The organism is Vibrio qinghaiensis, from assembly GCF_002257545.1.
GTDB classification, from domain to species: Bacteria; Pseudomonadota; Gammaproteobacteria; order Enterobacterales; family Vibrionaceae; genus Vibrio; species Vibrio ordalii.
Genome location: NZ_CP022741.1, coordinates 1,710,973 through 1,726,583 on the forward strand (window position 1 = coordinate 1,710,973; position 15,611 = coordinate 1,726,583).

A 15,611-nucleotide genomic window follows, 5' to 3' on the forward strand; every position below is an offset into this window, starting at 1 on the left:
TCCATCGGGCTTTATTTTGTATACTAGCGTCCTTCCGTTTACATAATAATTCTCATTAAGCCTTCGAAATGGATAAGAAAAAGCAACGTAGCTTGAATAATTGGCTCAAACAGCAAAGTAAACTGGCAAAACGCTGGTTAATGATTGCTGTTGGCCTTGGCGTATTATCAAGTGTGTTTTTGCTGGCTCAGGCCGCACTCCTCGCCTCCATTCTGCATCAATTGATTATTGAACAAGTTGATAAAACAGAGCTCATTCCCTATTTTCTTGGTTTAGTGGTAACGATTGCCGCACGTGCCGCGTGTGCATGGGGGCGTGAAATTGCGGGTTTTCGCTGCGGAGAGCAGATCCGTATTTATATCCGTCAGTTAATACTGGATAAAGTTCGCGAGTTAGGCCCTGCTTACATTAAAGGTAAGCCTGCCGGTGCATGGGCGACATTGCTGCTTGAGCAAGTTGAAAACATGCAGGATTTTTTTGCGCGCTATTTACCGCAGATGTCATTATCTGTGTTGATCCCATTTATGATTTTGATTGTGGTCTTTCCCGTCAACTGGGCGGCGGGTTTGATCTTCTTAATCACCGCACCCTTAGTACCGCTGTTTATGGCCTTAGTCGGTATGAAAGCAGCTGATGCTAACCGTAAAAATTTCAAAGCACTGCAACGATTATCTGGTCACTTTTATGATCGCCTGCAGTCGATGACTACAATACGTCTATTCAACCGCACACAAGCCGAAGCCAATCAGCTTAAAGGCGCTTCTGAAGTCTTTCGTACTCGCACAATGGATGTATTGAAAATCGCCTTTCTATCATCAGCGGTGTTGGAATTTTTCACCTCGATCTCGATTGCCATCACCGCCGTTTACTTTGGTTTTAGCTTTATTGGCGAGTTGAATTTCGGCTACTACGGTACAGCCGTGACTCTATTTTCCGGCCTATTTATCTTGATCCTTGCGCCTGAGTTTTATCAACCATTACGTGATTTGGGCACCTTTTATCACGCCAAACAACAAGCTGTTGGCGCGGCTGAAAGCATTGTCGAGTTTTTGGAAACCGACATCAGCAAGGTGAAATCAGGATCTATCTCGCTCGACGGTGCACAGCAGATTGACATTGTAGCGCAAGATCTCGAAGTGTTTAGCCCAGAAGGAAAACGCTTGGTCGGCCCAATTTCATTTACGTTAGATAACCATTCAACCACTGCACTTGTCGGGCCAAGCGGTGCAGGTAAAACCAGCTTAGTCAACGCCATTTTAGGCTTCATGCCTTACCAAGGCAGTTTGAAAATCAATGGTATTGAGCTGAGCGATCTTGAGCATACCAGCTGGCGTAAGCAGATCAGTTGGGTTGGGCAAAACCCACTATTGGTGCACGGAACCATCGTTGAGAATATCAGCCTCGGCAAGCAGGACATCAGTGACGAAGCGCTTCATTCGGCTTTAGATAATGCCTATGCGGCTGAATTTGTCGACAAACATGGTTTGGATTACACCATCACCGATCGATCTGGTGGATTATCTGTCGGACAAGCTCAGCGAATTGCACTTGCTCGCGCGCTGCTACAAAACGGCAATTTTTGGCTACTTGATGAACCAACCGCCAGCTTAGATGCCCGCAGCGAACAGTTAGTGATGCAAGGTTTGAACCGCCAAATTCAACATCACACCGCTTTAATCGTGACGCACCAATTAGCACCATTAAAATCGGTGCAACAGATTTTGGTGATGCAAAATGGGGCGATAGTTCAAACAGGCGATTACAATACACTCAGCCAGCAAAAGGGGCTGTTTTCCGATATGTTACAAGCTAATCAAGCGCTTGATGAAGCCAATAAGGGGAACCTTGATGCGTGATCTCATCCCTTACCTTAAATTGTATAAAAAGCACTGGTTTGGTTTATCTCTCGGTATACTGCTGGCCTTTTTAACCCTGTTTGCCTCGATTGGTCTACTGACCTTATCCGGCTGGTTTTTATCCGCAGCGGCCATTGCTGGCTTAACCATTGCTCGTGAAACATTCAACTACATGCTACCGGGCGCCTTTGTACGTGGCTTTGCCATGGGACGCACTGCAGGACGTTGGGGTGAGCGTGTTGTCAGCCATAATGCTACATTCAAGCTGCTGACGGATCTGCGTATTTTCTTCTTCCAAAAACTCGCGCCACTGATCCCAGGTCGTGTGTCAAACCTCAGAGACGCTGATTTACTCAACCGTCTAGTGGCAGATATCGATGCTATGGATCACGTCTATTTACGCTTAATCAGCCCAGTAACCGTGGGTGTACTGGGCATTAGTGCGTTAACGGCATTCTTATGTTGGTTCGACCCTGCCATTGGCTTAACCCTTGGTGCAATTCTTCTGACGCTACTGCTCGTGTGGCCAGTCCTCTTTTATAAACTGGGTCAGCGTAATGGTGCCGAGCTCACCCAGCACAAGGCGGATTTGCGTATTACAACGCTTGACTGGTTGCAAGGCTACAGTGAACTGACCCTGTTTGGTGCAGAAAACCGTTACCGTGAAGCGATTCTTAGCGCGCAGCAAAAATTGCTGGTCAATCAATTGGCTAACGCTCATTTTTCTGGCCTTGCACAAGCACTGCTCATGCTCGCTAATGGCTGGACGCTTGTGTTAGTGATCTGGCTCGCCGCCGATGGTGTGGCAGGTAATCAACCCGACCCGATGATTGCACTGGTGGCTTTTGCAACTATGGCAAGTTTTGAACTGCTGATGCCGATTGCTGGTGCATTTCAACATTTAGGGCAAACACTCACTTCTGCTCGCCGCCTCAACGATATTATTTTGGCTGAGCCTGAAGTCCAATTTCCTACCGCTTCAACTCAGCACTCAGGTCAATTCGATATTGAATTTTCAGACGTAACCTTTCACTATCCTGACAGCAGCCAAGATGTGCTACGCGGTGTCAACCTCCATATTCCCGCAGGGCATCGCGTTGCGATAGTGGGGCAAACAGGCTCTGGCAAATCAACCTTAATGCAATTGCTGTCACGCTATTGGGATCCACAGCAAGGCAGCGTCTCCATTGCAGGTACCCACTTAACAGCGTGGAATGAGAGCGAACTTCGCCAAACCATCAGTGTGGTTAGCCAACGTGTAGATGTACTCAATGGCACGCTGCGAGACAACCTCGCGATGGCCAATCCAAGCGCAAACGATCAACAGTTAGCTCACGCCTTAACGCAAGTCGGTTTACATACTCTATTGGATGATCTAGGTTTGGACGCATGGCTGGGTGACGGCGGCCGTCAGCTCTCTGGTGGAGAGAAACGCCGCATCGGTATCGCGCGCGCGCTGCTCCACAACGGTTCAATCTTATTACTCGATGAACCCACGGAAGGCTTGGATAAACAAACCGAGCAGCAAATTCTGGCTCTATTTAAGCAGCATTTTGCGCATAAAACGGTCCTCTTTATTACGCACCGCTTGGTCGAGTTAGAAACAATGGATGCTATTTGCCTGATTGAACAAGGTGAAATCGTGGAATACGGTAGCCACCAAGCGTTATTGGCCAAACAAGGCCGCTATTTCCAACTACAGCAAACCTTGTAATGCCGCATCTATTAGTGCGAACGATAATCTACAAAAGAAAAATCCCGAGCTTGGCTCGGGATTTTAATATCAATTAACGGGCAACGAAGAAGTTTCGCTTATCGACGTGGTGCTTTCGATTTGCCAGTTTGAGGCCGACCAGTGCCGCGGCTACCATCTGCACCACTGTTACGGGTACTTGAAGCAGGCTTGCGACGACCAGTGGTTGTGCCATTGGTTGTCGTACCGTTAGTTTTTTTACCATTGGTCGTTGTACCATTGGTCGTTGTACCATTGGTCGTACGACTTTTGGGTTTGCCCGTCGTCGTTACGCGCTCTTCATGGCGTTTAACGGCGCGGCGAATTTTTTGGCTACGTGCACGCTCACGAGTACGTGAAGTGTTGTCTTTGCTCAAATCTAGCATCGTCTCTTTTTCAGGACGCAGTTCAACCAATTCACGTAAATAGTTTACATCTTTAAGATCCAGTTCCATCCAACCGCCGCGTGGCAGTTTTTTGTCCAAATAGATCTCGCCATAACGAACCCGTTTCAAACGACTCACGGTAGTATCTTGAGATTCCCAAAGACGACGAACTTCACGGTTACGGCCTTCGTTAATCGCGACGTAGAAAGTATGGTTCATACCTTCACCACCAGCGTAAACGATATCTTCAAAGCGTGCCAAGCCATCTTCTAGCTCAACCCCTTTAACGAGGTTACGCACTTTCTGTTCGTTCACTTCGCCAAAAACACGCACTAAATATTCGCGCTCTACTTGACGACTTGGGTGCATAAGTCGATTGGCCAATTCACCATCGGTAGTAAAGAGAAGTAAGCCTGAGGTGTTGGCATCTAAGCGGCCAACTGAAATCCAACGCGAACCACGAATTTTAGGTAGACGATCAAATACCGTCCGACGGCCTTCGGGATCATGACGGGTACAAAGCTCACCTTCCGGTTTGTAGTAAGCAAGCACTCGACAAATAACTTCTTCTGGCGCTTTAACGGAAACAGCATGTCCATCAATACGCACAACCGCGTTATCATCTTCTAGGCGCTCGCCTAACATAGCTACCTTGCCATTAACACTGACACGTCCTGTTCTAATCAAAGCTTCTAACTCACGACGAGAACCATGACCAGCTCGTGCTAAAACTTTTTGTAACTTTTCGCTCATTTATCTACCTATGTGTCGTCTTCACAGACGTCGAATGAAAAAATGCGACCCCAAAATCGCGGCCGAATAGTATCTCAAATTCTACGCCAAAAAGCACTCGTTTTGATGGCCTACTCAAAAGCTATTCAAAAGGTGTTGGATCGCCCGCTCCCACGCGAGCAATCACCATCTCATCTTCACTAAAATCAATCACTGTCGTCGGCTGCTCACCTAAATAACCACCATTCAAAATCACATCCACTGTATGCTCAAGGCGATCCCGAATCTCTTCAGGATCCGATTCTGTATGGGTGTTGCCGGGCAAAATAAGTGAGGTGGACATCAACGGTTCACCTAACGCTTCAAGTAAATCAAGTGCAATACGGTTATTAGGCACGCGGATACCGATCGTCTTACGCTTCGCATTCATCAAACGTCGTGGTACTTCTTTAGTCCCTTTGAAAATAAACGTATAAGGGCCAGGTGTATTATTCTTTAGCAAGCGAAAAGCGGTATTATCCACACGCGCATAAAAAGAGAGCTCTGACAAATCACGGCACAGCAAGGTAAAATTATGCTTATCATCAAGACGGCGGATTTGGCAAATACGCTCTAACGCTTGTTTATTTTCTAACTGGCAACCTAGCGCATAACCAGAATCCGTTGGGTACACAACAACCCCGCCATTGCGGATAATGGCAACCGCTTGTGTGATCAAGCGAGTCTGCGGGTTTTCTGGATGAACGTAAAAAAACTGACTCATTGTCATTCCTCATTGTCGAGTCTCTCGACTCTATCTATGGATCTTAAGCTCCAATCTTTCCAGACAGGATCGATGCCGGAAGGCAACCAAAGATTTCGCCCCAGTTCCATCCAAGGTGAGGGGTAATGAAAGTCACTGCCTTGAGAAGCTAACAGTTTGTATTGTATAGCATAATCGGCCAAGATGCGTCTTTCTTGTGGTGCTTGTTGTGGTTGCGCCACTTCCATTGCATCACCACCCGCTTCCACAAACGCCGTTATTAAGCGCTTGAGCCACTTAGCCGTCAAGTCATATCGTCCAGGATGCGCTAATACCGCTTGGCCACCAGCGGCGTGTATTGCTTCAACGGCATCGGCCATCGAGCACCAACTTGGTGGTACATACCCGGGATTATCGCGGGTGAGAAACTTTTTGAACACCTGCTGCATGTTCTTCGCAAAACCCTGTTCAACCAGCCATTTTGCGAAATGCGCACGAGTAATCGGTGCGTCGCCAGCGATCGCTTGCACCTCTTCTAACACCCCTTCACGTGTCACTTTTTGCAATCGTTGTGCAATCAATTGTGCGCGCTGCACACGATGTGCCTTTTGCTGCTCAATGAGCTGTTGTAAAGCTTGCGCATTAGGGTCGATGTTGAGCCCAACAATATGGATATCTTTGTTCTGCCAAACCGTCGAAATCTCAATGCCATCAATCAAGGTGATCGGCAATTGCTGCTGATTGATATAGTCATGGGCGATAGATAGCGCATCAACCGTGTCGTGATCAGTGATTGCCAATACCTCAATTTCAAAGCCTAAAGCTCTATCAATTAAGGCTTGTGGCGACAAACGACCATCTGACGAGGTGGTGTGGCTATGTAGATCAATTCTCATAATTTTATTTTGGCCATCTTTTAGGCTTGACTTTTTACTCTTGCACTAGTTAACTAGTACACAAATGCAAGGCACGTATTTGAGGTTGACCATGTTACAAGAATTTAACCAAAACCATAATCACAATTTAAGCACAGCTTCAACTGAACTCAATTGGTGGCACACTTGGACGCGTTCTTGGTGGGCAACCGTGTACTTTTAAAATAAAACACGAATTCACAAAGCCCGCCTCAATGAGCGGGCTTTTTATTTTGTCGAATAGCTCACATTACATTGCACAATAAAACAGCGAAACCCCCAAAGTGAAGATTGGGTCTCTAAGAGGATTATGCGAGTATGGACGACAGGAACATTAAAATTCATCAAGGAGGTCTTGTGAATAAGACCATTGAAATTAAAAACTTAGGCCAAATTGACGTAATCAATATGTCCGTGCCTTATACCCAAGATCCAACTCGTCTATTTCATACCCTATGTGAGTCAAAAACAGATTGTTTGCTATTAGAGTCAGCTGAGATCGACTCAAAACAGGATCTCAAAAGTCTATTATTGATTGATGCTGCCGTGCGTATCATCTGTTTTGGTCACGGTGTCGCTTTCCATGCCTTGACAGACAATGGTCAGCAACTCATCAAACATCTACAGCGTAATATTAAAGCGGATATTGAACATCAGTTACAACAAAATACCTTAACGCTTCAATTTCAAGCACCATGCGACACGCTAGACGAAGATTCTCGCCTACGCGAAGCCTCTTCTTTTGATGCACTACGTCTCGTGCAGCACAGTTTCGACCTTAGTCACCACGATAAGTATGCTCTTTTCCTTGGCGGCTTATTTGCCTACGATCTGGTGGCCAACTTCGAACCACTAGGCGATGCCAGCACAACTAACCAGTGCCCGGACTACGTTTTTTATATCGCGGAAACCTTGTTGGTGATTGACCATAAAACTGAGCATTGTCAGTTGCAAGCCAGTGTTTTTAACCCCACGCCAACAATGCGTGAAACATTAATTACTCGTTTACAAGAGATCGCGCAGCAATGTGCCGCACCCAAATTACTACCGCCAGCCAAAACCGTAGCTAACGTAAGCGTGACAACGAATATTTCTGACCAAGAGTTTTGCAAGACCGTTCAAGCGTTAAAAGAATTTGTCGTGAAAGGCGATGTTTTTCAGGTGGTCCCTTCTCGCCGATTTACTCTACCTTGCCCTTCACCACTTGCTGCTTATAAAAAACTGAAAGAGAGCAACCCAAGCCCTTACATGTTTTATATGCAAGACGAACGCTTTACTCTGTTTGGCGCATCTCCTGAAAGTGCATTGAAATACGCCACCGAGACCAACCAGATTGAGATTTACCCTATCGCAGGGACTCGCCGTCGTGGTAAACGCGCCGATGGTTCAATTGATTTTGATTTAGATAGCCGCATTGAACTAGAGCTGCGTTGCGACAAAAAAGAGAACGCGGAACACATGATGTTGGTCGACCTTGCGCGTAACGATGTCGCACGTATTGCACAAGCAGGAACGCGCCACGTCGCTGATTTATTGAAAGTGGATCGCTACAGTCACGTTATGCATTTGGTTTCTCGCGTGGTGGGTCAACTGCGAAGCGATCTCGATGCACTGCACGCTTACCAAGCCTGCATGAATATGGGCACACTCACTGGTGCGCCGAAAATTCGCGCCATGCAGCTTATCCGTAACGTGGAAAAAGCCCGCCGTGGCAGTTACGGTGGCGCGGTAGGCTACCTTACCGGAGAAGGCGATTTAGATACTTGCATCGTAATCCGCTCGGCTTATGTCGAACAGGGTATTGCGCAAGTTCAAGCAGGCGCTGGGGTCGTTTATGATTCAGACCCTCAATCGGAAGCCGACGAGACACGCGGTAAAGCACAAGCCGTGATCTCTGCAATTCAAGCCGCGCATCAGGAGTAGCAGACATGGCCAACATTATTTTTATCGATAACTTTGATTCCTTTACCTACAACCTTGTGGATCAATTCCGCTCACTCGGCCATACGGTGACAGTTTATCGCAACCACATCGCCGCACAGAGCATTGAACAAGCGGTCTTTCAATTGGATGAACCGCTGCTGCTACTCTCCCCCGGACCGGGCGCGCCCGCAGACGCGGGATGCATGCCACAATTAATCCAACGCCTTAAGGGCAAAGTGCCGATCATTGGCATCTGTTTAGGTCACCAAGCGATTGTTGAAGCTTACGGCGGCACTGTCGTGGGTGCTGGCGAAATCATCCATGGCAAAATATCGATGATGGAACACCAAGATCACCGTATTTACCAACAGCTACCGTCACCACTAGCCATTGCTCGTTATCATTCCCTAGTGGCTACTGAAGTTCCGGATAGTTTAACCATCACGGCAGAGGTCGATGGGCTCGTGATGTCCGTGGTGCAAGAGCAAGATAAAGTGTGCGGCTTTCAATTTCATCCAGAGTCCATCATGACTACTCATGGCGCAGCATTGCTTGCCAATGCGATCGATTGGGCTTTAGAAAAAAGCACCCACTAACGGATTTATAGGGATATTTTATGGAAAACATCATTAATAAACTTTACGCGCAGCAGTCGCTCTCGCAAGCAGAAAGCCAGCAACTGTTTGATGTCATCATCCGTGGTGAACTCGACTCTATTTTGATGGCAGCGGTATTGACGGCACTGAAAATCAAAGGTGAAACACCCGATGAAATTGCTGGCGCAGCCAAAGCATTATTGGCTAACGCGGCCCCGTTTCCAAGGCCAGACTACGATTTTGCAGACATAGTCGGCACCGGTGGTGATGGCTCAAATACTTTTAATATTTCAACCACCGCAGCATTTGTTGCTGCTGCCTGTGGCGTAAAAATTGCCAAACATGGTAATCGTGGAGTATCGAGCAAATCGGGCTCTTCTGATCTACTGGATTCATTTGGTATTAACCTTGCGATGAGCGCTGAAAATACTCGCCAAGCCATCGATGACTTGGGCGTCGCTTTCCTATTTGCGCCGCAATATCACGGTGGCGTGCGTCATGCGATGCCCGTGCGCCAAACCATGAAAACGCGCACTATCTTCAATATATTAGGACCGCTGATTAACCCCGCTCGCCCCAACATTGAACTGATGGGTGTTTACAGTAAAGAACTGGTTCTGCCTATTGCCCAAACCATGTTACAAATGGGATTGAAACGTGCAGCGGTCGTTCATGGCAGTGGTTTAGATGAAGTGGCAATTCATGGTGAAACCTTAGTGGCTGAAATTCGTGATGGACACATCATCGAATACACCTTAACACCTAAAGATTTTGGTGTTGAAAGCTACCCACTCGAAGCCATTCAAGGTGGTGAGCCTGCGGAGAATCGCGCCATTATTACCAACCTGCTGACAGGGAAAGGCACGCCAGCGCAACTGGCTGCCGTCGCTGTCAATGTGGCGCTGCTGCTGCGTCTTTTTGGCCAAGAAGATCTCAAAGCCAATACACAACAGGCCATTAGTGTAATGAACTCGGGTAAAGCCTATCAGCTTGTCCAACAACTGGCACAAAGAGGTTAAGCCCCATGCCTGAGCAACTTTCTGACCACATTTCAACCCAACATACTCAAATGGCTGAAGTGTTGGCCAAAATCGTCAATGACAAATATGAATGGGTCGAGCAGCGTAAAGCGCAGCAACCATTGGGCAGCTTCGAACATTTATTAAACGCATCAGATCGCTCGTTTTATGATGCGTTAAATACGGGTAAAACCGCTTTTATTTTGGAGTGTAAAAAAGCGTCACCTTCCAAAGGGCTCATTCGCCAAGATTTTGATTTGGATTATATCGCCTCGGTTTACCATCAATATGCAGACGCCATTTCAGTTTTGACTGATGAAAAATATTTCCAAGGCAACCTCGAATTTCTGCCACGCGTTCGCGCGCAAGTGAGCCAACCAGTGATTTGCAAAGACTTCATGGTTGATGTTTATCAGGTTTATTTGGCTCGTCACTACAACGCAGATGCCATTTTATTGATGCTGTCCGTCCTTGATGATCAGCACTATCAAATGCTAGCCAATGTGGCTCACCAACTGGGTATGGGTATTTTAACCGAAGTGAGCAATGAGGAAGAGCTGCACCGGGCAGTCGCCCTGCAAGCCAAAGTTATTGGCATTAATAACCGCAACTTGCGCGATCTCTCAACCGATCTCAATCGCACTAAACAGCTGGCACCTTTACTCCCAGAAGGAACCATGATCATCTCGGAGTCTGGCATTTATACTCACCAACAAGTACGTGAACTTTCGCAATACGCCAACGGATTTTTAATCGGCAGCTCGTTAATGGCCGAACAAAATTTAGAGCTAGCGGTACGCAAAGTGACGCTTGGCGAAAACAAAGTGTGCGGCTTAACTCATGCTGACGATGCGGCCAAAGCCTATCAAGCTGGAGCCGTGTTTGGTGGCTTAATTTTTGTGCCGCAATCCAAACGTTATATTGATTTAGACAATGCACGTTTGACCATGAGCGGCGCGCCGCTGCGCTACGTGGGCGTGTTTCAAAATCACACCATTGAAGCTATTACGCAGATTGCTACGACGTTAAAACTCTTCGCGGTGCAACTGCATGGCGAAGAAGATCAAGCTTATATTGACCAATTGAGAGCTCACTTACCTAGCCAGATTGAAATCTGGAAAGCTTATGGCGTGAGCGACTGCCTGCCGACCAAACTTGAGCGCCACATTGACCGTCATTTATTCGATGCCAAAGTAGGAACGCAATCTGGCGGCACTGGCCAACGTTTTGACTGGCAATTACTAACCGAGGTAAACGATGTCATGTTGGCGGGTGGCTTATCCCCTGAAAATGCTCAGCAAGCAGCAAACATCGGTTGTTTAGGGCTCGATCTCAATTCAGGTGTTGAAAGCGAACCGGGGAAAAAAGACTTACACAAGCTGACCCTAGCGTTCGACGCTATTCGGCAGTACTAACACTAAATCGATTCCCATTGACTTGAAAAGCGAGTGACTCCCAGCCGCAAGGTCAAGTAGCAAGGGATAACAACAGATTCATTACCGCTGAATCACTCAGCAGTAACACAGAGACTAAGGATACGAATTATGGCAAAACTCGATGCCTATTTTGGCGAATACGGTGGTCAATACGTGCCACAAATTTTGGTACCAGCGCTTGACCAATTGGAACAAGCTTTTATTGATGCGCAGGAAGATCCTGAATTTCGTGCTGAATTCATGACGTTACTACAAGAATACGCTGGCCGCCCAACGGCGCTAACTTTGACACGAAACCTCACGAAAGGCACAAAAACCAAATTGTACTTAAAGCGTGAAGATTTATTGCACGGCGGCGCGCACAAAACTAACCAAGTACTTGGTCAGGCACTGCTTGCTAAGCGTATGGGTAAACATGAAATTATTGCCGAAACAGGCGCAGGGCAACATGGTGTTGCAACCGCGTTGGCCTGCGCACTACTGGGGCTAAAATGTCGCGTTTATATGGGCGCAAAAGATGTTGAACGCCAAAGCCCCAACGTGTTTCGTATGAAGCTGATGGGCGCAGAAGTGATCCCCGTTCATTCAGGATCAGCAACACTTAAAGATGCGTGCAATGAAGCGCTACGTGACTGGTCTGCCACCTATGAAACCACCCACTATTTATTAGGTACAGCAGCGGGCCCTCACCCATTTCCAACCATAGTCCGTGAATTTCAACGCATGATTGGCGAAGAAACGAAACTGCAAATTTTGGCTCGCGAAGGTCGTTTACCAGATGCGGTGCTTGCTTGTGTCGGCGGCGGTTCGAACGCGATTGGTATGTTTGCTGACTTTATTGAAGAAAAGAGTGTCCGTTTGATTGGCATTGAGCCAGCAGGAAAAGGCATTCATACCCACCAGCATGGCGCGCCATTAAAGCACGGCAAGACAGGTATTTTCTTCGGTATGAAATCACCTTTGATGCAAGATGAAAACGGGCAAGTGGAAGAGTCTTACTCGGTGTCCGCTGGGCTTGATTTCCCTTCTGTTGGCCCTCAGCACGCTCATCTTTATGCGACAGGCCGCGCTGAGTACGAAAGCATTACCGATGACGAAGCACTCGATGCTTTCCAATCGATCGCACGTAACGAAGGCATTATTCCCGCGCTGGAATCATCACATGCGGTTGCTTACGCCGTGAAGATGGCGTATGCCGAGCCAGAAAAAGAGCAGTTATTGGTCGTGAATCTATCCGGTCGCGGCGATAAAGATATCTTCACCGTCCATAAACTATTAGAAGAGAAAGGAGCGCTGTAATGGATCGCTATCAAACCCTATTTCAGCGTTTAGCTGACAACAATCAAGGTGCGTTTGTTCCATTTGTGACCATCGGGGACCCAGATCCAGAGCAATCTCTGCGCATCATGCAAACGCTAGTGGAAGCAGGAGCAGACGCATTAGAACTCGGTATCCCTTTCTCTGATCCGCTCGCTGATGGCCCAACCATCCAAGGGGCGAATATTCGTGCACTGGATGCCGGGACGACTCCAGATATCTGCTTTGAGTTGATCACAAAAATTCGCGCGCAATATCCCGACCTGCCTATCGGACTACTCATGTATGCCAACCTCGTTTACTCACGCGGCATCGAAAACTTCTACCAACGCTGTAAAAATGCAGGTGTGGATTCAGTATTGATCGCCGATGTTCCGACTAATGAAAGCCGTGAATTTGTCGCGGCGGCAGACAAATACGGGATTCAACCTATTTTCATCGCACCACCCACCGCCAGTGATGAGACCCTAACAGCGGTCGCCAAACTTGGCCGTGGCTATACTTATCTACTGTCCCGATCCGGTGTGACAGGAGCAGAAACAAAAGCCAACATGCCAGTACATGCCTTGTTGGAAAGACTGAACCAATTTAATGCCCCACCCGCATTGCTTGGGTTTGGCATATCAGAACCTGAGCAAGTCAAACAGGCCATCGCTGCAGGTGCCGCTGGTGCAATATCGGGCTCCGCAGTGGTGAAAATTATTGAGCAGCAGCTTAATCAGCCAGATGAAATGTTAACGACTCTCAGCCATTTCGTATCCAGCATGAAAGCAGCGACGTTGAAATAAATGGGCTAACACCAAACACTAACAAGGTCTATTTCTCAGTCAAAACAAGAAATCGACCTTTTCTTTAACATTTACACTACACCAAATTCATTCACCGAGCGCAAAAAAACCATCGGTTAAATTGACAAAACAAATAGCAAACGTTTTCTTTTTGCAAAAACCACGTTTCATGTCAATAAACTATCAATAATGTTATCAGTTAGCCTTAATCTCATATTGATAAATGTAAAATATCCGTGTAAAAAGCTAATCGAAATATTTATCCACCGATTGATATTTATGGAGTGGGTAACACTAGGAATTTACAATTAATTAGCACAGAGGTTATGGAAGTGTTAAACAAAAAGAGTTTGTTAAGCAACATTGGCGTGCAAGTCGTCATTGCAATGATCATTGGTACTGCCGTTGGTGCCATGATGGGACACGATGCGGCCGTCTTTTCGCCACTGGGTGTCATTTTTATCAACCTAATTAAGATGCTGGTTATCCCACTGGTGGCCGTTGCACTTATTTCCGGTGCTGCGGGCCTTGGTAATAGCCACGCGGCGGGTAAAGTCGGTTTTATCACGCTCAGCTTTTTTGCGGTCACATCAGCCTTAGCCGTAGCCTTGGCACTGGTTATGGGCGAAATTTTCCAACCCGGTATCGGCATCGATATTTCGGGTGTTGAAAGTATGTTTTCTGCCGAATATGCAGCAAAAGGTGAACTACCTACTTTTTGGGCAACCATTACTGGTATGATCCCAACCAACGTTTTCCAGTCACTGAATAATGCTAACATTCTGCAAATCCTTGTTTTTTGCTTATTCTTTGGCATCGCTATTTCTAAACAGAGTAAAGAAAAACGTGACCCGATCATCAATGGCGTCAATACCATTGTTGATGCCATGGTGTGGATGATCAACAAAGTCATGATCATCGCGCCTATCGGTGTATTCGGTTTGATGGCTGAAGCTGTCGGCACGTTTGGTTTCGACGCATTAATGGTGGTGTTTAAGCTGTTTGTGGTTTATGTCGCGGCCATTTTAATTTTCGGCTTTATTGCTTATCCATTAATGATCCAGCTATTCACTAAGACATCGGCTAAGAAGTTTATCCTTGCGATGAAAAAGCCTCAAGCCGTAGCCCTTTCAACCGCGTCATCAATGGCGACACTCCCTGTCACTATGGATACCGTCGAACACGACCTTGGCGTACGCAACTCAACGGCCGCCTTTGTTCTGCCGTTAGGTGCTACCATCAACATGTCTGGCAACGCCATCTATTATGGTTTAGTTGCAATTTTCTTCGCCCAACTATTCAATATCGATCTCTCGATGGGCGCTTACATTGCCATCATCGTAACAGCGACACTCGGCGCAGTAGGTCAGGCTGGTGTTCCTGGCCCTTCTTTTCTTGTAGTCGCGGTTTTACTGGCTGCTGGAATTCCAATTGAAGGTTTGCCACTACTGTTCGCTCTTGACCGTATCTTCGACATGATCCGTACCGCGCTCAACATCACAGGTGACGCCGCATGTGCCGTTATTGTTGATGCTTTGATTGAAGAAGAAGAAGAAGCCACTGAGGCCTCATTGAAGCAGCAAAAAGCCTAACTCATCACAGAGCATCATTGATCCAATACAAGCCGCATCCTATGCGGCTTGTATTTTTTTGCATCGCAATTTGCAAAAAAAACAGTTTTCATACTAAAGTTAATCATTAAAGCACCCTATGACTGACGATAAAGTTGGCATTGCGATTGCTTTAATAAACAACACCTCTTTCGTGCACATAATGGCAGCGATCTTTATGTCATTGACGCGAATCGACTTGGAGTATGAGCAATGGATATTCATCGCGACACTTATTACAGTTTGATTCACTATGGGATCCGTGAGTTAGTTATCGATCGCATCGGTCATTTCAATGAATTCGAATACCACCAGTATCTCGACCTCATAACAGGTAAAGACTCATGCTTTTCTATGACCGATGAAGAGCTACAGACAGCGGTCGCTAATTTGAAAAGTGAAGGTTATCTAGAAGATATCAAACAAGCGATACCACAACTTGAAACCAGCGGTTGGGAACGTTGAGCCTTGCCCAGTTAATTTGTTGCGTATTACCTCTTTCTATTTAGCTATGGCGCGCTTTTCGTTAGACTGTGCACAACATTTAAATCGGAAGCATC

Annotated in this window: 14 protein-coding genes and 1 other annotated feature; of the genes, 11 read left to right on the plus strand and 3 right to left on the minus strand. The window is 46.8% G+C overall.

The annotated features are described in order from the left end of the window. Positions 1-68 precede the first annotated feature (68 nt). Together cydD and cydC are read left to right on the plus strand one after the other, a co-directional pair. Positions 69-1,856: a heme ABC transporter permease/ATP-binding protein CydD gene (gene cydD / locus CCZ37_RS07825; protein ID WP_094500236.1), complete on the plus strand. Its 1,788-nt coding sequence runs from the start codon at positions 69-71 to the stop codon at positions 1,854-1,856. Beyond that, a complete protein-coding gene (gene cydC / locus CCZ37_RS07830) occupies positions 1,849-3,570 on the plus strand; it encodes a heme ABC transporter ATP-binding protein/permease CydC (protein WP_094500237.1) in 1,722 nt (573 codons plus the stop codon). The genes cydD and cydC overlap by 8 nt, the downstream gene beginning before the upstream one ends. A gap of 98 nt (positions 3,571-3,668) precedes the next feature. On the opposite strand, the gene rluB is transcribed toward cydC, so the two are convergent. The 3 genes from rluB to rnm form a co-directional block, all read right to left on the minus strand. Continuing rightward, positions 3,669-4,727 carry a 23S rRNA pseudouridine(2605) synthase RluB gene (gene rluB, locus CCZ37_RS07835; RefSeq protein ID WP_094500238.1) on the minus strand — a complete coding sequence of 353 codons (1,059 nt, stop codon included), beginning with the start codon at positions 4,725-4,727 and terminating at the stop codon, positions 3,669-3,671. A gap of 121 nt (positions 4,728-4,848) precedes the next feature. Beyond that, entirely contained in the window at positions 4,849-5,469 is a 621-nt protein-coding gene (locus CCZ37_RS07840; RefSeq protein ID WP_010318235.1) for an L-threonylcarbamoyladenylate synthase, read from the minus strand. Positions 5,470-5,471: 2 nt separating this feature from the next. After that, complete coding sequence (rnm, locus tag CCZ37_RS07845; RefSeq protein WP_094500239.1) at positions 5,472-6,344, minus strand: RNase RNM; 873 nt, start codon at positions 6,342-6,344, stop codon at positions 5,472-5,474. Positions 6,345-6,408: 64 nt separating this feature from the next. On the opposite strand from rnm, the gene trpL2 reads away from it, so the two are divergent. The 9 genes from trpL2 (at position 6,409) to CCZ37_RS07890 (ending at position 15,516) form a co-directional block, all read left to right on the plus strand. Further along, positions 6,409-6,546 carry a tryptophan operon leader peptide gene (gene trpL2 / locus CCZ37_RS07850; RefSeq protein WP_094500240.1) on the plus strand — a complete coding sequence of 46 codons (138 nt, stop codon included), beginning with the start codon at positions 6,409-6,411 and terminating at the stop codon, positions 6,544-6,546. After that, positions 6,493-6,595, plus strand: a sequence feature (Trp leader region). Its footprint overlaps the gene before it by 54 nt. 124 nt (positions 6,596-6,719) lie before the next feature. After that, entirely contained in the window at positions 6,720-8,285 is a 1,566-nt protein-coding gene (locus CCZ37_RS07855) for an anthranilate synthase component 1 (RefSeq protein WP_010318232.1), read from the plus strand. Positions 8,286-8,290: 5 nt separating this feature from the next. Next, entirely contained in the window at positions 8,291-8,881 is a 591-nt protein-coding gene (locus tag CCZ37_RS07860) for an aminodeoxychorismate/anthranilate synthase component II (RefSeq protein WP_094500241.1), read from the plus strand. Positions 8,882-8,901: 20 nt separating this feature from the next. Further along, complete coding sequence (gene trpD / locus CCZ37_RS07865; RefSeq protein ID WP_013857143.1) at positions 8,902-9,900, plus strand: anthranilate phosphoribosyltransferase; 999 nt, start codon at positions 8,902-8,904, stop codon at positions 9,898-9,900. A 5-nt stretch (positions 9,901-9,905) separates the two neighbouring features. Further along, the gene (trpCF, locus tag CCZ37_RS07870; RefSeq protein WP_094500242.1) at positions 9,906-11,315 is read left to right on the plus strand and encodes a bifunctional indole-3-glycerol-phosphate synthase TrpC/phosphoribosylanthranilate isomerase TrpF; all 1,410 of its coding nucleotides are present in this window, start codon (positions 9,906-9,908) and stop codon (positions 11,313-11,315) included. Between the two features lie 129 nt (positions 11,316-11,444). Next, positions 11,445-12,635 carry a tryptophan synthase subunit beta gene (gene trpB, locus CCZ37_RS07875; protein WP_010318228.1) on the plus strand — a complete coding sequence of 397 codons (1,191 nt, stop codon included), beginning with the start codon at positions 11,445-11,447 and terminating at the stop codon, positions 12,633-12,635. Further along, positions 12,635-13,441, plus strand: coding sequence for a tryptophan synthase subunit alpha (gene trpA / locus CCZ37_RS07880; protein ID WP_010318227.1), 807 nt, complete (start codon positions 12,635-12,637; stop codon positions 13,439-13,441). Before trpB ends, trpA begins: the two co-directional genes overlap by 1 nt. 326 nt (positions 13,442-13,767) lie before the next feature. Next, on the plus strand, positions 13,768-15,033 hold the full coding sequence (locus CCZ37_RS07885; RefSeq protein WP_010318226.1) for a dicarboxylate/amino acid:cation symporter: 1,266 nt from the start codon (positions 13,768-13,770) through the stop codon (positions 15,031-15,033). A 231-nt stretch (positions 15,034-15,264) separates the two neighbouring features. Continuing rightward, positions 15,265-15,516, plus strand: coding sequence for a hypothetical protein (locus CCZ37_RS07890; protein WP_029626835.1), 252 nt, complete (start codon positions 15,265-15,267; stop codon positions 15,514-15,516). Positions 15,517-15,611 lie beyond the last annotated feature (95 nt).